This is a genomic window from Bacillus sp. J41TS8, assembly GCF_018333035.1.
Taxonomy (GTDB): domain Bacteria; phylum Bacillota; class Bacilli; order Bacillales; family Bacillaceae; genus Bacillus; species Bacillus paralicheniformis.
In genome coordinates this window covers 98,938-116,684 of record NZ_BORF01000015.1, presented here as the reverse complement: position 1 = coordinate 116,684, position 17,747 = coordinate 98,938, and the positions used below count along the sequence as shown (strand labels likewise).

18 protein-coding genes are annotated in these 17,747 nt (G+C 47.6%); 12 read left to right on the top strand and 6 right to left on the bottom strand.

Annotation, left to right across the window (positions count from 1 at the left end):
• The 7 genes from KI350_RS18630 to KI350_RS18600 form a co-directional block, all read left to right on the top strand.
• Window positions 1-308, top strand: a 308-nt coding sequence (locus tag KI350_RS18630; RefSeq protein WP_212930571.1) for a hypothetical protein, incomplete at its 5' end; no start/stop codon positions are given.
• Window positions 309-382: 74 nt separating this feature from the next.
• Window positions 383-1,807, top strand: a complete 1,425-nt coding sequence (locus KI350_RS18625) for a PTS mannitol transporter subunit IIBC (RefSeq protein ID WP_020450211.1) — start codon at window positions 383-385, stop codon at window positions 1,805-1,807.
• A gap of 66 nt (window positions 1,808-1,873) precedes the next feature.
• Window positions 1,874-2,314 carry a PTS mannitol transporter subunit IIA gene (locus KI350_RS18620; RefSeq protein WP_020450212.1) on the top strand — a complete coding sequence of 147 codons (441 nt, stop codon included), beginning with the start codon at window positions 1,874-1,876 and terminating at the stop codon, window positions 2,312-2,314.
• Window positions 2,311-3,450, top strand: coding sequence for a mannitol-1-phosphate 5-dehydrogenase (locus KI350_RS18615; protein WP_020450213.1), 1,140 nt, complete (start codon window positions 2,311-2,313; stop codon window positions 3,448-3,450). The genes KI350_RS18620 and KI350_RS18615 overlap by 4 nt, the downstream gene beginning before the upstream one ends.
• Window positions 3,451-3,709: 259 nt before the next feature.
• Complete coding sequence (locus KI350_RS18610; protein WP_020450214.1) at window positions 3,710-5,788, top strand: BglG family transcription antiterminator; 2,079 nt, start codon at window positions 3,710-3,712, stop codon at window positions 5,786-5,788.
• A gap of 115 nt (window positions 5,789-5,903) precedes the next feature.
• Window positions 5,904-6,773: an SDR family oxidoreductase gene (locus KI350_RS18605; protein WP_020450215.1), complete on the top strand. Its 870-nt coding sequence runs from the start codon at window positions 5,904-5,906 to the stop codon at window positions 6,771-6,773.
• Window positions 6,774-6,788: 15 nt separating this feature from the next.
• Window positions 6,789-7,292, top strand: a complete 504-nt coding sequence (locus tag KI350_RS18600) for a D-lyxose/D-mannose family sugar isomerase (protein ID WP_020450216.1) — start codon at window positions 6,789-6,791, stop codon at window positions 7,290-7,292.
• Window positions 7,293-7,308: 16 nt separating this feature from the next.
• Here KI350_RS18600 and KI350_RS18595 read toward each other — a convergent pair whose 3' ends face one another.
• Window positions 7,309-7,692 (bottom strand): DUF2283 domain-containing protein, encoded by a 384-nt coding sequence (locus KI350_RS18595; RefSeq protein WP_020450217.1) that lies wholly within the window; start codon window positions 7,690-7,692, stop codon window positions 7,309-7,311.
• An 84-nt stretch (window positions 7,693-7,776) separates the two neighbouring features.
• On the opposite strand from KI350_RS18595, the gene KI350_RS18590 reads away from it, so the two are divergent.
• The 3 genes from KI350_RS18590 to KI350_RS18580 all read left to right on the top strand — a co-directional run bounded on the left by KI350_RS18590 (window position 7,777) and on the right by KI350_RS18580 (window position 10,566).
• The gene (locus tag KI350_RS18590) at window positions 7,777-8,199 is read left to right on the top strand and encodes a pyridoxamine 5'-phosphate oxidase family protein (protein WP_020450218.1); all 423 of its coding nucleotides are present in this window, start codon (window positions 7,777-7,779) and stop codon (window positions 8,197-8,199) included.
• A 451-nt stretch (window positions 8,200-8,650) separates the two neighbouring features.
• On the top strand, window positions 8,651-9,460 hold the full coding sequence (locus KI350_RS18585) for a lipid II flippase Amj (protein ID WP_020450220.1): 810 nt from the start codon (window positions 8,651-8,653) through the stop codon (window positions 9,458-9,460).
• A gap of 164 nt (window positions 9,461-9,624) precedes the next feature.
• Window positions 9,625-10,566, top strand: coding sequence for an LCP family protein (locus KI350_RS18580; RefSeq protein ID WP_023857897.1), 942 nt, complete (start codon window positions 9,625-9,627; stop codon window positions 10,564-10,566).
• 31 nt (window positions 10,567-10,597) lie between these two features.
• Here KI350_RS18580 and KI350_RS18575 read toward each other — a convergent pair whose 3' ends face one another.
• The gene (locus KI350_RS18575; RefSeq protein WP_020450222.1) at window positions 10,598-10,891 is read right to left on the bottom strand and encodes a DUF3817 domain-containing protein; all 294 of its coding nucleotides are present in this window, start codon (window positions 10,889-10,891) and stop codon (window positions 10,598-10,600) included.
• 84 nt (window positions 10,892-10,975) lie between these two features.
• A complete protein-coding gene (locus KI350_RS18570) occupies window positions 10,976-11,386 on the bottom strand; it encodes a carboxymuconolactone decarboxylase family protein (RefSeq protein WP_020450223.1) in 411 nt (136 codons plus the stop codon).
• Between the two features lie 117 nt (window positions 11,387-11,503).
• On the opposite strand from KI350_RS18570, the gene lrpC reads away from it, so the two are divergent.
• Together lrpC and KI350_RS18560 are read left to right on the top strand one after the other, a co-directional pair.
• A complete protein-coding gene (lrpC, locus tag KI350_RS18565; RefSeq protein ID WP_020450224.1) occupies window positions 11,504-11,932 on the top strand; it encodes a transcriptional regulator LrpC in 429 nt (142 codons plus the stop codon).
• A gap of 70 nt (window positions 11,933-12,002) precedes the next feature.
• Window positions 12,003-14,186 (top strand): DNA topoisomerase III, encoded by a 2,184-nt coding sequence (locus KI350_RS18560; RefSeq protein ID WP_116758591.1) that lies wholly within the window; start codon window positions 12,003-12,005, stop codon window positions 14,184-14,186.
• Window positions 14,187-14,345: 159 nt separating this feature from the next.
• On the opposite strand, the gene KI350_RS18555 is transcribed toward KI350_RS18560, so the two are convergent.
• The 3 genes from KI350_RS18555 to KI350_RS18545 are packed head-to-tail and all read right to left on the bottom strand — an operon-like array spanning window position 14,346 to window position 17,732.
• The gene (locus KI350_RS18555; protein ID WP_020450226.1) at window positions 14,346-15,281 is read right to left on the bottom strand and encodes a prephenate dehydrogenase dimerization domain-containing protein; all 936 of its coding nucleotides are present in this window, start codon (window positions 15,279-15,281) and stop codon (window positions 14,346-14,348) included.
• Window positions 15,278-17,374, bottom strand: a complete 2,097-nt coding sequence (gene pabB / locus KI350_RS18550) for an aminodeoxychorismate synthase component I (RefSeq protein ID WP_020450227.1) — start codon at window positions 17,372-17,374, stop codon at window positions 15,278-15,280. The genes KI350_RS18555 and pabB overlap by 4 nt, the downstream gene beginning before the upstream one ends.
• Window positions 17,343-17,732 (bottom strand): chorismate mutase family protein, encoded by a 390-nt coding sequence (locus KI350_RS18545; RefSeq protein WP_020450228.1) that lies wholly within the window; start codon window positions 17,730-17,732, stop codon window positions 17,343-17,345. Before KI350_RS18545 ends, pabB begins: the two co-directional genes overlap by 32 nt.
• Window positions 17,733-17,747: the final 15 nt, after the last annotated feature.

Sequence of the window (17,747 nt, the reverse complement as noted above, 5' to 3'; positions counted from 1 at the left end):
CTCAAAAAGCTGGCGAATTGGACTTGGAAAGGTCCTCATCGCCAGAACTCTCATCGAAAAAACAGAATAAATTGGACAAAAATAGGCCGGATTATAAAAATTCGACCTATTTTGTCAACGGTCTGAGACCATTCCAATCAGGAATGGTCTTTTTTTATGCAATTCTTCAGCGAGCCTTTATTTTCCTCGAGTCGGCCGCAACAGCTGAAACCAGACTAAAAATGAAACTATTAAATTTTGTCACACGGCTCCTGCCAAAGTGCCGTTTTCTTTCAATTGAGCAGTCATCTGTAAGCGTTTTAATATAAAGACAAGGAGCCGACATTATTCGACATCATTTTTTTATCAGAGGCTTTAAAGGACAACAAAGGAGGGTTATGAAATGGAAGAAAGACAAAATTCAGATTTCAAAGTAAAGATTCAACGTTTCGGAAGCTATTTGAGCGGAATGATCATGCCGAATATCGGTGCATTTATCGCATGGGGGATCATTACCGCCCTGTTTATTCCGACGGGATGGATGCCGAATGAGGCGCTTGCTTCATTGGTTGATCCGATGATCAAATTTTTGCTGCCGCTCTTGATCGGATACACGGGCGGTAAGATGGTGTACGACCACCGCGGAGGCGTCGTCGGTGCGACTGCAGCGATGGGCGTTATTGTCGGTGCGGACATTCCGATGTTCCTCGGCGCGATGATCATGGGGCCGCTGGGCGGCTACCTGATGAAATTGACGGACAGGCTTTTCAAAGATAAGGTCCGTTCCGGATTTGAAATGCTGATCAACAACTTTACAGCCGGAATTCTCGGTTTCATTTTGGCAGTGCTCGGCTTTCTTGCGATCGGTCCGGTGGTGCTCGGTTTGAACAAAACATTGGCGGCCGGCGTGGAAGTGATCGTCAATGCGAATCTGCTTCCATTGGCAAGTATTTTTGTAGAGCCTGCGAAAGTTCTTTTCCTTAACAATGCGATTAACCACGGTATTTTGAGCCCGATTGGTATTGAACAGGCCGCCCAGACAGGAAAATCGATTTTATTCCTTTTGGAGGCGAACCCAGGTCCGGGTCTCGGGATTCTTTTAGCTTACATGATTTTCGGAAAAGGCACATCAAAGCAGACCGCACCGGGCGCTGCAGTGATTCACTTCCTTGGCGGGATTCACGAAATTTATTTCCCTTACATTCTGATGAAACCGCTGTTAATCCTGGCAGCAATAGCGGGCGGAGCGAGCGGTGTGCTGACATTCTCCATCTTTAATGCGGGGCTGGCGGCTGTTCCTTCACCTGGAAGTATTATTGCGGTGCTGGCGATGACGCCGAAAGGCAACCACATCGGTGTGATCCTTGGTGTTCTCGTCGCGGCAGCCGTTTCATTCATTGTCGCTTCTTTGATTTTGAAAACGTCTAAAGCCGGCGAAGAAGATTTAACAGCCGCAGCGGAAAAAATGCAGCAAATGAAAGGGAAGAAGAGCCAAGCCGTTTCTGCATTGACTTCGGCTGATGAAGCGGAAGAATCAGAGGCAACTTACGAAAATGTCGGCAAGATCATTTTCGCGTGTGATGCCGGAATGGGCTCCAGTGCGATGGGGGCATCCATTTTGAAAAACAAAGTCAAAAAAGCAGAACTCGATATCGACGTATCCAATACATCGATCAATAATCTGCCGGGAGATGCCGACATCGTCATCACGCATAAAGACTTAACGGAACGCGCAAAAGCGAAGCTTCCAAACGCCAGACACATATCGGTGGAAAATTTCCTTAACAGTCCAAAATACGATGAACTGATCAATCAGCTAAAAAAGTAAAGTGTGAGAACCCGTGAGCCTGTCAATCAGGCTCACACAACATGTATGAAAGAGAGTGATTTCCCAATGAAACCAGTACTTGCAAAAGAAAACATTCATCTCAATCAATCTGCCGCAACGCAGGAAGAAGCGATCAGGCTGGCTGGAAAGGCGCTGGTTGACGCCGGCTATGTGACCGCGGATTATATCGAGAAAATGTTGGAGAGGGAAGGCCTCACTTCCACTTACATGGGGAACGCAATCGCCATTCCGCATGGTACGGAAGACAGCAAGCGCGATGTTCTTCATTCCGGAATATCCGTGATCCAGCTTCCGGAAGGTGTTGAATACGGCGATGGCAATATCGCTAAAGTGATCTTTGGCATTGCCGGGAAAAATGATGAGCATTTGGAGATTTTGTCAAAGATTGCGATCGTTTGCTCAGAAGCGGACAATGTCGAACGGATCATCAATGCGAAAAATGAAGACGAGTTAATGGCGGTTTTTGAAGAAGGTGACCAAATATGATTGCACTGCATTTCGGTGCGGGGAACATCGGCCGCGGATTTATCGGAGCCTTGCTCTGCAAATCGGGATATGATGTCGTGTTCGCCGATGTAAACGATGCCGTGATCAAGGAACTGAACGACAAGGGCCGCTATATCGTCGAATTGGCCGACGCCGGAAGAGAGCAGGAAACGATTGGCCCGGTTCGGGCGATCAACAGTGCGACCCAGCTTGACGAATTGTATGATTTGATAGCGAAAGCCGACCTTGTTACCACAGCGGTGGGTCCTGCGGTGCTTAAATTGATCGCAGAGCCGATTGCAGAAGGTTTGAAGCGTCGGATGAAAATAAATACCCAGCCTTTAAATATTATAGCTTGCGAGAATATGATCGGAGGCAGCGCTCATCTTCGCGAGGAAATTTTTGCCCGCTTAACTGAAACAGAGCGCGCCGCAATCAGCGATTCAGTCGGCTTTCCGAACTCGGCAGTCGACAGAATTGTGCCGATCCAGCATCATGATGATCTGTTGAAAGTAACGGTGGAGCCTTTTTTTGAATGGGCCGTCGATCAAACGGAATTCGCCGGAAAAGTGCCGGATATTGAAGGTGTGACATATGTACCGGATCTCGCGCCATTCATCGAAAGAAAGCTGTTTACGGTCAATACCGGACATGCCATGGCGGCGTATGCCGGCTATAAGAAAGGTTTGAAGACGATAAAAGACGCCATTCATCACCCGGAGGTCCGCCAAACGGTGGCAGGCGCGCTTGAAGAAACAGGCCGGTACCTTGTTCAAACATACGATTTTACACAGGAAGAGCACCGGGTATATATGACAAAAATTATCGGGCGCTTTGAAAATGAATGCCTATCAGACGATGTCACCCGTGTGGCCAGGTCGCCGCTTCGCAAGCTTGGCATGGATGACCGTCTTGTCGGCCCGGCCAGGAAGCTTTGCGACCTCGGCTTTGAACCTGTCCGTCTTGCGGAAGGTATTGCCTTGGCGCTGCAGTTTGATTGTGCCGATGATCCGGAAGCCGTTCAGCTTCAAAGCATGATCGCTGAAAAAGGCTATGAAGGCGTGCTTCGAGACGTATGCGGACTAAAAGAGGATCATTCTTTATTCAAACTGGTGATCAGCCATTTGAAAGCATAGTTTCAGATAGAATCGGGAAAAGTTCGGCAGCCGGGCGGGGGCTGCCGAAACAGAATGTATGAACAGGGCGGCGCAGATGCAACCTAACCTTGAAACATCAGCTGGAGCTGATGTTTCTTCACTTCTTGAAGATTTTAATAAAAAATCAATTAGTTCGAATTGAAGATTTCTTAACAGCGTTTTATGATAGGGATACCTTTTCAACCGCCGGACCCCCCTTTCACTCCCGCAAAAACGACAACATCGGAGGCGGCGTTTTATGTATATGACAGCAAGGGAACAAAAATTGATGAAATACCTTTTGCATCAAAACCGTTATGTCAAGGTCAATGAAATTGCCGACTATATTGAAGTCAGCACAAGAACGGTCCACCGCGAGCTCAAAGCGGTTAAATCCGTTCTGGACAAGTACAGTCTTCAGCTTGATAAGCAGCCGGGAAAGGGCTTGAAACTGGTCGGTGTCTACAGAGACAAACAGCGGCTTCTTGAAGATCTGTCCCGGGACAGCCATGTCGAATACAGTGCCGATGAACGAAAGCTTTTGATTTTATGCGCGATGCTTGAAGCGGGAGAGCCGATCAAACTTTATACAATCGCCAATGACTTGCAGGTGACGACGGCAACGATCAGCAACGATCTTGACGAGCTGGAGAAGTGGATCGCTCCGTTCGGCCTGTCGCTGATCAGAAAAAGAGGCTACGGCATAGAGCTGAGGGGGCCGGAGGATGCCAAGCGAAAAATCGTCGGAAACTTGATGGCCGACAAGCTCGATGTTCAGCAGTTTCTGGAAACGATCGAAATGAACATTAAAGGCAAGAACGAAGCGCCGGAGAAAATATTCGGTGTCGTCAGCAGGGGGAAATTGCTGAAAGCGGAAAAAGTGCTCTTTCAAATGAAAGAAAAGTATGGGCTTTCCCTTTCCGACAGTGCATACATCGCTCTCGTCGTCCACTTGACGTTTGCGATCGAGCGGATACAGCTCGGTGAAATGATTAATATGAATGAAGAAGAATTGACGGACCTGAAGCGTACGAAAGAGTTTGAACTGGCGCTTGCGCTTGCAAAGGAGCTTGAAAATGCGTTTCACGTGAAGATCCCCGAAGCTGAGGCGGGGTATATTACGATGCATTTAAGAAGTGCCAACAAAAGCTTCAAAATCGACTACAGAGCGGAAGATATCGAGCTGGATACCGCGCTCAGGACGAAAAAGCTGATCGATTTCATCTCGCAAAAAACGGGCACGAATTTAACAGGCAACCATTCGCTTTATGAAGGATTAATCGCCCACCTTGAACCGGCGATCATCCGGATCAAAGAAAAGATGTCAGTGCATAATCCGTTAACAGAACAGGTCAAAAAAGATTATTTTCTCTTATATATGGCCATAGAGGAAGGCGTCGAAACATTTTTTCCGGAAATTCGGTTTCCAGATGAAGAAATTGCTTTTATCGTCCTTCACTTTGGATCGGCGCTTGAGATGAGCAAACAAAAAGTAGACATCAGCGCGCTCGTGATTTGTTCGAGCGGAATCGGTTCATCAAAGATGCTGGCCTCGCGGCTGAAAAAAGAGCTTCCTGAAATCGCTTCCTTTGAGATATCCTCGCTGATGGAGCTGAAATCGAAAAATACCGGTGCCTATGACATCATCGTTTCAACCGTACCGATCCCATATGAAAACATTGACTGCGTCACCGTCAGTCCGCTCCTTGACACAGAAGATGTGAAACAGATCAAACACCAGCTCACCCGGAAAATCCCGCTCATCCTTCGGAAAAAGCGGATGGCTCCCAAAAAACCGGAGCCGTTTCCCGATATGCTTCAGATTGCGCGGAAAATCGGCCATTACGCAGCCGGCATTCAACATTTACTGAGCCATTTTACAGTTGAAACGCTGGAAGCTGAATCAAGCTTGGAACATACGGTCAAACGCCTTTGCAGCACCCTTGAAGATCAAGGTCTGGTTACAGATGCAGGGCAGATGGCCGGCGGGCTGATGACAAGAGAAGCACAGGGGGGCCTCGGCATTCCCGGAACCACCTTCGCACTGTTCCATTTAAAAAGCGAAGCGGCCGCGATTCCCCTCTTTAAAGCTTATGATCTGTCCAAACCGTTCGAGATCAAAGGGATGGACGGAAGTGCCGTGAAGATGACGCGGATGCTTATCATGCTGGCGCCAGCCGATCTGTCTCCGGAAGGTTCCGAGATTTTGAGCTTGATCAGTTCTTCGATGATTGAAAGTGATGAGAGTATAAAAGCGTACCAGACCGGAGACCGCGAGCAGCTGTACGGCAGGCTGAACGTGTTGTTTCACCGGTTTATACAGGATAAAGAGTGGTAAAAGCCAAGCCCCGGTCACCCGGGGCTTTCTTCATTTTTCGCGCACACGGTCATGTTTAAACAAAAATTTCTCCGGTTAAAAGTCTAGTAACATCAGCTAAAGGGAGGAATCACAAATGGATTTGCGCAATCAGCAGACGAACGGACAGCCGGTACAGACGCAAGACCGTCAGCCCGGCATCGAAAGCGTCATGAACCCGCGTCCGATCTATGAAGATGAAAATGACAAAGGGACGGATAAATTGAAAGGAAAGGTCGCGCTGATCACAGGAGGCGACAGCGGAATCGGCAGGGCAGTTGCCGTTGCCTATGCTAAAGAAGGCGCGGACATCTCGATCGTCTACTTAAATGAACACGAGGACGCTCAGGAGACGAAAGCGCGGGTTGAAAAAGAAGGCGTCAAATGCATGCTGCTTCCCGGAGACGTCAGAGACGAAGCATTTTGCAATGACGCGGTTGAACAAACCGTAAAAGAGCTGGGCCGTCTTGATATTCTTGTCAATAATGCGGCCGAACAGCATCCTAAAGACAGCATTAAAGAGATTTCCAGTGAACAGCTTGAGAAAACATTTAAAACAAATTTCTTCTCTTATTTCTACTTTACAAAAAAAGCGATCGATTATTTGGAGCCGGGCAGCGCGATCATCAATACAACATCGATCAACCCTTACCGGGGCAATCCGCAGCTGATTGACTACACGGCAACAAAAGGTGCGATCAATGCGTTTACAAGATCGATGTCACAGGCGCTCGTCAAAGACGGCATCCGCGTCAATGCCGTTGCACCCGGACCGATTTGGACGCCGCTGATCCCGTCCACATTTTCAGGGGAGGAAGTGGCGAAGTTCGGTACAGATACCCCGATGGGCCGTCCGGGTCAGCCGGTGGACCATGTGGGCTGCTATGTGCTTTTAGCATCTGACGATTCTTCGTATATGACAGGGCAGACCCTCCACGTTAACGGCGGAGACTTTATCACGACATAAAAGGGGGAAGCTCGGGTGAAGGTGACAAAGGAAGACGTAATCGAATACTACGAAAAAGCGGGCATCGCGCTGAGCGACGATGATAAAGAAAACATCCAAATCATGGACTACGGATTAAATAAGCTGAATAAGCTGGGACTCCAGCTGTTCGTCTATGTCAACACAGACCGCTACTGCGCCAAAGAGCTTGTATTATTCCCTGAACAAACATGCCCCGAACACCGGCATCCTCCCGTAGACGGGCAGGAAGGGAAGGAAGAGACATTCAGGTGCAGATACGGAAAAGTGTATTTGTATGTAGAAGGAGAAAAAACGGAAGTCCCGGCCGTTCTGCCGCCGCACGAGGATATCGAGCATTTCACCGTTTGGCACGAAATTCAGCTCACACCCGGCGAACAGTACACGATTCCGCCGGATACGAAACATTGGTTCAAAGCGGGGAGTGAGGGTGCTGTGGTTACGGAGTTTTCTTCAACAAGCACCGATGATCACGATGTGTTCACAGACCCGAGAATTTAGCGAATGGGAGCCGCTCTCATTCGCTTTTTTCCGTCTGATTAAGCACATCAAAGCCGATAAAGCGCTGTCCGTCATAATCGGCAAAATAAAATTGAACACCGTTCACACAAAGTGTTTTGACCGCTTCCTGTGCCGTCGGTCGAAACCGCTGCACGCGGGCGCCGTTTAGGAAAGCCGGTTCAAGTTTGTGTTTTCTGCCGGTGAGCGTTCCAAGCCGCGCGATTTCCGGAGCCGCCTTCCCCGGAAATTCGACACCGATCATCCGCTGATGGCGGTCAAAGTCTGCAGCCAAAGCCGTGTTACCGATATCATCGGTTGCTGCGGCAGATCCGGCACGGTTTTCCGTCAAAGCAATGTAGCCCATATCAGCCTCCGCATCAAACGATATGAAAATATTCACGTCAAAAACCTCCATTCAATTGTTTAATATACAAGACATTGTGGAAAAGTAACAGTGGAGACGATACAAAGGAGGGAACTCAAAATGGATCAGCAGCAATTGAAGAACAAGGTGCTCGACATTCTCGATCATCATAAAATCGGTTCGCTTGCAACGGTCGAAAGCGGCAAGCCTCATTCCCGCTACATGACCTTTTTCCACGACGGGCTGACGCTTTATACACCGACAAGCGATGAGACGCACAAGGCGGAAGAAATTGATAACAATCCGAACGTCCATGTGCTGTTGGGTTACAACGGCGAAGGATTAGGCGATGCATACCTTGAAATCACAGGTACGGCAAAGCTCAACCATTCTCAAGATTTAAAAGACAAAATCTGGGATGAAAGGCTTGAGCGATGGTTTGACGGAAAGGACGATCCGAATTTAACCGTGCTGGAGATCGAGCCTTCGGAAATCAGACTGATGAATGAAGACGAAAGCACCCCGGTCACGCTTGACCTATAGCGCTGTGCTCTGTCAGTTTGTCATGAAGGACGAACTGTAGTATAATAAAAAACAGGAACACGCAAAAGAGCAAATAAATGGAAAGTAGACTTCTTTTTTCTTTCTTAGAAGATACTGATTTCTTCCTCTGACCCGCCCCTAACAGGATAGAGGGAAAAAAGACTTTTTGTTTCACAATTCACACTGGCGCGGCTTCGGAGCCGCAAGGACGAATGAGAGGTAGGGCTTTCGTTGTCTTGTATCAGAAATTCCATGGTGTTTACTTTCAACTCGGAACGATAGATGCTGATCTTTTACGAAATTCAAATGACCGCCTTTGGCAGCGGATAGATTTATTTGCTCGAATAAATATGATAATTGAGACCGCTTCGGCTTTTGCCGGGGCGGTTTTTGATTTGCCGAAACGTTTGCGTTTTGAAAACAGTCTTACCTATAGACTGGAGGAAAGAAAATGGACTTTTTCACATCTAAGGTACTATTGATTTTTTGTTTTCTGTTGCTGATCCATTCCATCGAAACGCTCGCATATGCCGCCCGTCTGTCAGGCGCGAGAGTCGGATTTATCGCATCGGCGCTGTCATTATTTAATGTGATGGTCATCGTCTCGAGAATGTCAAACATGGTTCAGCAGCCTGTGACGGGGAAGCTTGTCGATGTTGCGGGTGCGGACGCACTTTCCCTCGTCGGCAGCCAATTTCGGTTTTTAATCTTTGGTTCAACCGTCGGCACCATTTTCGGAATGCTGCTTCTGCCGACGTTCGTCGCCGTATTTTCGAGAGCGATTGTTCATTTGGCAGGAGAAAACGGCTCCGTTTTGCAAGTGTTTCGCAAGGCGTTCTCAAAAAATATCTTCAAGCATGCCAAGCATTATGCGAGAAGACCGAGCCTGGAATATGTGAAAGACTTTCGGTTCCGCTATATACCGAAGCGGCTGTTTGTCTTGAACATGGCCATCACGGCGATTTATACAATCGGTGTTCTTGCCGCTCTTTATGCGGGCGTCCTCGTGCCCGAAAGGCATACGACTGCGGTGATGGCTTCCGGCCTTGTCAACGGGGTTGCGACGATGCTGCTGGCGCTGTTTGTCGATCCGAAGGTTTCCGTACTTGCAGATGACGTAGCAAAAGGGAGGCGGAGCTACACCTATTTGAAATGGGCTTCGATCACGATGGCAACATCAAGGGTGGCCGGGACGATTTTTGCCCAAGTTCTGTTTATCCCGGCTTCTTACTATATCGCATGGATGACGAAGTGGATGTAGTCGATTTTTGACGAAAAGAACAAAATTCGATCATTTTTCTTTCATAATGAAACAAATGAAAATAAAAGATTATCTTTTTCGACACGATTAGACGGCTTGATCTTTCTTTTATTAATTGCCCGCTGTTTGATCCTGTGATAGTCTTATGTGTGGCGGTGATAAAAGTGGAGAGGGTTAGAGTAAGAGTAAGAAAACCGAAAAGAAAAAGGCGAAAAATTATAAAGCGCCTGTTTACATTAATGTTGCTGGTTATCATAGCAGCAGCGGGCTATACCTACTTTGAATACAAAAAAGGCTTATCCGAATCTGACGGAGATTTTAAAGAAGACGGTCAGTTTGAATTTAACGGGGAAGGCTCTGATCTTGATGAAGTGAACATCCTCGTTCTAGGGATCGATTCAAGAGGGGAAGACCATTCAAGGTCTGACTCGATGATGGTGATCCATTATAATAAAAAGCAGAAACAGCCTAAATTAATCTCGATTATGCGGGACAGCTATGTCGACATCCCCGGGTATGACAAGCAAAAAGTCAACGCGGCTTATGCATACGGAGGCCCGGAACTCGTCAGAAAAACATTAAAAGAATCCTTTGATTTGGACATTAACTATTACGCCATCATCGATTTTAAAGGTTTTGCCAAAATCGTGGATGCGGTGGCGCCTGACGGCATCGAAGTCGACGTTCCGAAAAAAATGTCGTACGGAATCGGGATGACACTGCAGCCGGGAAAACAAATTCTTCACGGTGATAGGCTGCTGGGCTATGTCCGGTTCAGGCATGACAGAGAAAGCGATTTTGGACGGGTCAGAAGACAGCAGGAAATCTTTTCAGAGCTTCAAAAAGAAGCGATGAGCATCGGAAATATCGCCCAGCTTCCGAAGCTGTGGGGGCTCGTCGATCCTTATATTGAAACAAACATTCCGAACGGCGTCATATTCTCCCTCGGCAAAGACTTTTTGCTCGGAAGCGTAAAAGAAACCAAAAGCTTCAGGCTCCCGGTTGACGGATCATTCACAAACAAAGACGATCCAACATACGGGGCGGTCCTCGATTTAGACCTTGAACAAAACAAGGAAGAGCTGAAACGCTTTTTAAATGAGTGATCAAAAAATCCGCCGGGTTTTCCGGCGGATTTTACTGATCATATTTTTTTAGTCCCCGGTCATAAAGGAAATTGCCGAACGGAACAAATGCGGCCACAAGACCGGCAGCCGGCCATTTCACAGACCACCTCAGCACAAAAGTCGCATACAACAGAACAAACAAATACAAAATAAATAATCCGCCGTGAAGCGATCCGACAATCGTAACGGCCATCGGATAATCCGCCCAATATTTAAGCGGCATGGCGATAAACAGCAGGATTAAAAGCGACATGCCTTCAATAAAACCCATCAACCGAAGGCGGCCAATCGGCGTTTGCAGCATAGTATACCTCCTGTGGAGTGATAGTCTACCTTTATACTATAAACCAAAAGGGGACAAATATGACAGGTTTTTTCTCCGTTGGATTTATGCGTCTGCCGGAAGCTTCATTAAAGCGCCGAAATATTGCTGGGCAGTCGTAAAACAAATAAATGCGGTCAATTCCGTTATTTCTTCTTCTGAAAACACTTCTTTTAAAACATCAAACTGCCTGTCTGACACGCGCTCCCTCTGCGCCAAAAAGACCTCTGCAAACCCCATCGCAAAGCTCGTTTTCTGCTGATTCGGGATCTCGGGTTTCCCCTTGGCCTTGCAATATTCGCATCCGTTTCCCTGAGCCAGCACACGGCGCACCTGCTCCTTCAGTTCCTTTGATAAAAAACCGTCTCCTGACAGCTCCTCAGCTAAAGCCGTCCAGTTTGACATCAGGCTTTCAGAGTGTCCGAGCAGCCGCTGAAACGGCGTCTCTCCTCTGTCTGAAAAATTGATTCTTGTCATATGATGATCACCTCTTCATAATCATATATAAGCAGAAGTGAAAAATGAATTCCGAACGAAATAATTTTCATGATAATATTAAAATAATGAAATAGAATGAAGGGAATAAAGTTACATATGAAAATTGATGACCTCGATGTTAAAATCATAACCGAATTAAAGAAAGACAGCCGTTTATCGATGCGGGAGCTGGGCAGGAAGATCAGCCTTTCCGCGCCGTCTGTGACCGAAAGAGTCAGGCGGCTCGAATCGTTCGGCATCATTAAAAAATATACGCTTGACATCGATTACCAAAAGGTCGGTCTTCCCGTATCCTGCATCATTGAAGCAACGGTGAAAAACGGGGAATACGAAAGGTTTAAAGCGTATATCGAACGCCTCCCGAACATTGAATTCTGCTACCGGATCGCGGGAGCCGCCTGCTATATGCTGAAAATCAATGCAGAGAGCCTGGCGCAGATCGAAGCGTTTATCAATGAAACATCACCATATGCCCAAACCGTGACACACGTCATTTTTTCTGAAATTGAAATAAAGGAATCGTGAACATTAGAGATGCATTTGTATCATCTGTTATAATAAAAGGATGCATGAACAAGAAAGTGATGTGATGGACTTGTCTAAAACAGTCGTTTTAGCAGAAAAACCTTCAGTCGGCCGTGACTTGGCCCGCGTGCTGAAGTGTCATAAAAAAGGAAACGGATATCTTGAAGGCGACCGCTATATCGTGACATGGGCGCTCGGCCATCTGGTCACATTGGCGGACCCTGAAGGATACGGAAAGGAATTCCAGTCTTGGCGGCTTGAAGATCTGCCGATCATTCCCGAGCCTTTAAAGCTCGTCGTCATCAAAAAGACCGGAAAGCAGTTTCAGGCGGTTAAATCGCAGCTGATCAGAAAAGATGTCAAAGACATCGTCATTGCAACCGATGCCGGCCGGGAAGGCGAGCTTGTCGCCCGCTGGATCATCGATAAAGCAAAGGTCACGAAGCCATTGAAGCGCCTGTGGATTTCATCGGTCACAGACAAAGCGATCAAAGACGGATTTAAAAACTTAAAGAACGGCAAAGACTTTGAAAACCTTTACCATTCAGCCGTGGCTCGAGCTGAAGCCGATTGGATCGTCGGCATCAATGCGACGAGGGCGCTGACAACGAAATTCAACGCCCAGCTTTCCTGCGGACGCGTACAGACGCCGACATTGGCGATGATCGCGAAAAGGGAGGAAGATATCAAAAACTTTAAACCCGTCCCTTATTTCGGCTTGCGTGCGGCGGTTGACGGCATGACGCTGACATGGCAGGACAAGAAGACGAAGCAGACCCGCACATTCAACGCGTCTGTGACGTCACAGCTTGCAGGAGCGCTGCAAGGCAAACCGGCCGCCATCGTCGACTTGAAAAAAACGGCGAAAAAAAGCTTTGCCCCCGGTCTTTATGATCTGACCGAGCTGCAGAGGGACGCCCATAAACGCTTCGGATTTTCCGCAAAAGAAACGCTGTCCGTTTTGCAGAAGCTCTATGAGCAACACAAGCTCGTCACCTATCCGCGGACGGACTCAAGATTTCTTTCCAATGATATCGTCCCTACGCTGAAAGACCGTTTGGAAGGCATGCAGGTGAAGCCTTATGCTCAGCATGTGACCCGGATCTTAAAGCGTGGCGTTAAAGCCAATAAAAGCTTTGTCAACGATGCGAAAGTGTCCGATCACCACGCGATTATTCCGACGGAAGAGCCGCTTGCGCTCGGCGCGTTAAGCGAAAAGGAAAGAAAGCTTTACGATTTGATCGCGAAGCGCTTCCTCGCCGTTTTAATGCCGCCGTTTGAATATGAAGAAACTAAAGTGTTTGCCGAAATCGGCGGAGAAACCTTTACGGCAAAAGGGAAAACCGTTCAGTCGCAAGGCTGGAAAGCGGTGTACGACTTCGCAGACGAAGATGATGACGAGGAAGAAAAGGATCAAACCTTGCCAAATCTTGCAAAAGGCGACACGCTGTCCGTACGGTCTTTGACAGAGACGAAGGGTGAAACAAAACCGCCGGCGCGGTTTAATGAAGGTACATTGCTGTCTGCGATGGAGAATCCGGCCGCATTTATGCAGGGAGAAGAAAAAAACCTTGTGAAAACTCTCGGAGAGACGGGCGGACTCGGGACGGTGGCAACACGCGCCGACATTATCGAGAAGCTGTTCAACACGTTCCTGATCGAGAAAAAAGGAAAAGATATCTATATCACCTCAAAAGGAAAACAGCTCCTTGAGCTTGTTCCGTCAGATTTAAAATCTCCGGCCCTCACCGCCGAATGGGAGCAGAAGCTGTCAGGCATTGCGAAAGGGAAACTGAAATCCTCCGCCTTCATCAAAGAAATGAAGGAGTACGCAAAGCAGACGATCAGAGAAATCAAAAGCAGCAATCAAACGTTTAAGCACGACAATATCACAGGGACCCATTGCCCTGACTGCGGAAAACTGATGCTGAAAGTAAACGGCAAACGCGGCACAATGCTCGTCTGCCAGGACAGGGAGTGCGGCCACCGCAAAACAGTCGCCAAACAGACGAACGCCCGCTGCCCGAACTGCCATAAGCGTATGGAACTGCGCGGACACGGAGAAGGCCAGACATTCGCCTGCGTCTGCGGCCACAGAGAAAAGCTCTCCGTTTTCGAAAAGCGCAGGGCAAAAGACAAAAATTCAAAAGCATCAAAACGCGATGTACACTCCTACTTGAAAAAGCAAAACAAGGATGAGCCGATCAACAACGCGCTCGCCGAACAACTGAAGAAGCTGAAGCTTGATCAATAAAATCACGCAGCCTGCCGGAAACGGCAGGCTGTTTTAATGTGACCAAATATTACCAAAACTAGCTGTTATGAAGAAGAACTTGTCAGTGAAAAGTCGCGAATCTATACGACATTTTCATACTTCTATTTGTCCCGGAAAGCTGTTCCCTGTTCAAAGAAATCAGTTGTTTTTTCTACCCAATGAACCGGGGTGGTTGGTTTGGCTGTGCTTTCCCTCCTTTGGTGCGATTGGACCTTCAAAGATACTAGTACAGAGATCTTGATAATGGGCTATTTCAGATCCAAATACCTCTCGGGATTTACGCAGCAGTTCGGTGAATACGGACTTATCCCTCACCGATTCATTCAACGATCTAACTGCTTCAGCCAGTGCAGCACGCGCCGTCATTGCTTGGTGGTTCACGGATTGGACGTCCCAATACACATCCGGTGTTCCAGAACTAATCCGTGCCAGTAGCGCAAGCATCGTTGCATGCGGAGGGGGGGCAAGGGACGTAAGTTTTTCAATGTCAACGTCTAATTCTGCAAGCGCCAATCCAAAGGTGAGTATCGCTGAATGAGTGAGTGCCTGCAAAGCCGCAGCCAATTGATCATGCTCCTCAGCTTCTAATAGCACCGGACGTCCTTTCCAATCTGAAATCATCTGAATCAAATGACTTCCTTTAGGCCCATCGTTTTGAACGATGACAGCTACCGGTCTACCCACGATACTAAGATTGGGAGCAAACATAGGGTTAAGACCTATGCTTTCGAAAGGCAAACCGAAAGCGTGTATTTTTTTAAATATGGGTGACTGGACAGAAAGAGTGTGCGCCAAGAGAGAATCAGGCTTCATGAACGACCCGACAACTTTTACTGCTTGAAGAGCCGCGGTCTCTGGTAAAGCGAGCATTACCATGTCGGCCTTTTGGATCTTATCTTTGGCCTGTGGAGTCGGAACCGTAATGTCACATTTCATGAATTGTCGACGAACGGAAGGAGGATTCATATCGATAATACATACTTCAACACCAGATCTTTCAAGGAGGTCTGCAAACATCCCGCCAACGCCGCCAGCTCCTCCCGCAATCACACACTGCCTTATTTTCTGACTCATCTTGAACCTCCCACTGCAGAGACTTCCGCTGCTGCGATAGCTGAGACCATAGCTCGCGCTTTAACCTGAGTTTCTTCGAACTCTTCTTCTGGATCTGACAATGCTACGATCGCTCCTCCGACACCAAAAGTCGCCTTGTCATCGGTCACAACAACTGTGCGAATAACAATACTAAGATCCGCAGCTCCACTCAGTCCGAACCAGCCGAGGCTGCCCGAGTAGACACCGCGGGGGCCCTTCTCGAGTCGGTCTATGATTTCCATCGTCCGAATTTTCGGAGCACCGGTCATCGAACCGCCTGGAAAAGCAGCGCGGACGCAATCAACCGTTGATTTGTCCGGACGTATAGTGCCGCGAATCGTCGAGATCAACTGGTGAACTGGTGCATATGTTTCTACATCGAAAAGCTTAGGTACATGAACAGATCCTATTTCACAAACAGTGTTAAGGTCATTTCTGACTAAGTCAACGATCATTAAGTTCTCTGCGAGATCTTTTTCATCACTTAGCAACTCATTTCGTAATTGGTGATCTTCAGCAGAAGTCCTGCCTCTCATCCGGGTACCCTTGATCGGTTTGGACTCAACGATACGATCAGCACCGATTGAGAGGAACCGTTCCGGAGAGGCACTTAGTACTGCTGCATCCGCAAAGTTTAAAAATGCCCCATAGGGAACCGGACTGATTCTTCTCAGATGCGTATACGTAATCCAAGGATCTATAGGGGTATAAACAGTTGCGGAATTAGTCAAACATATCTCATAGGATTCACCATTGCGGATTTCTTCTAAGCAATTGTTGATCAGTTGAAGATAAGAAGGCCGGTTATGCCGAAACTCGATTGGGATATTGTGGTCTGGCACGGATGTAAGGACTGAATCCTTGTCCGAATCGTTTGCTGCAGCAGGAATGTCATTCAAGATTCGCTCTGCCGTATTTAGCCAGTTGAGTGCTTGCTTATCCTCATCCCCAGTCGAAAGACACAACAGATAGGCTTCCTGTTCAAGATGATCAAAAACAAGCATGCGGTCAACGAAAAGCAGGGCTGCATCAGGAATCTCAGATTGATACCGGCTGCTCCCGCAAGTTTCAGCTTTTAGCTCATAGCCAATGTAGCCCACATAGCCGAGATTGAAGTCAAAGGGAAGGCCTTCCGGAGTAGATGTTGCCCGACGGCGGATTTGCTCATCAAGATAATCATAAAATGACTGTTGAATGAACTCCGTCTCTTGACCCGAACGTTGTACTTTTACAACACCCTCTGCTACTCTGTAGGTCAAATATTCAGCATTCTCTCCCGCACCATCGCCAAGATAGGAAAATCGTGACAAGCCTTCGATGACACTGCTGCTGTCAAGCCAGAATCCATGAGGTGCATCAGCAAATAGTGTCTGGTAACTTAACTGAGCGTCAGGAAATCCCGATAATTTTCGAAAATGGATCCGGTAGAAATCGCTTTTAGAATGGGAAGGCTCCTTTAATTTGGGAGACGGTCTTGATCGTTCAGTGCGCTTCGGAGTCAGGTCTCTAAAGTTGGCAAGCAACTCGCACCCATAATGACTGCAGATTGACTCGGGGTGGAATTGCACTCCCCAAATCGGCAGATGGCGGTGTCGAAGCCCCATAATCAACTCATCTTTTGTCCAGGCAATCGCTTCCACATCATCACCCAGATCAGTAACGACAAGGGAGTGATAGCGTACGACAGAGAACTCAGGAGGAAGCCCGTCAAAGATATCAACCCCTGAATGGTGAATGACTGATGTTCGTCCATGCATAGGCTCAGAAGCGTGGTTCACCTTCCCGCCAAACAAATGAGCTATGCCTTGATGTCCAAGACAGACTCCGAGGACTGGCAGCTTAGCTTCTTGAATAATAGTTGCATTAATACCAAAGTCCTCAACCCGTTCCGGTCGACCGGGGCCTGGGGAGATCACGATGTTGTCAATCTCATCAATCGGCACTTGTGACCAGTCCACATCATTACGGACAACGATTGGCGGTCGGCCATTTACTTCGCCGATCAATTGATACAGGTTGTAAGTAAATGAATCATAGTTGTCAATTAGAAGTGTTTGTATCCCTGCCCCCATTAAACAATTCCTCCCTTTTTCTTTTTTGGCCGGCCAGGCTTGAAGAAATGTCCTGTCTCCGATTTTCTGAATGGTCAATGACGATATCCTCAACCCTGCACGTTTCAGAAATAATGAGCTCATAAAGGTTACGCAAAAACTCTTGACTTAAACCATTCTCGTCAGCGTATCGAGCTGCCCGTTCCTGGACAAAGTTAATTCGGTGCGGCTGCATCATCGGAATATGATACTCGCGTTTGTATAATCCAATCTTAATGCAGCATTCTAAACGTTCTTTCAATGTATCCAACAGTTGTTCATCAATACGATCAAGTTTGACACGCAGGCTCTCAAGCCCCTTTTCTATTTCTGATAACATGTAAATGCCTCCAAT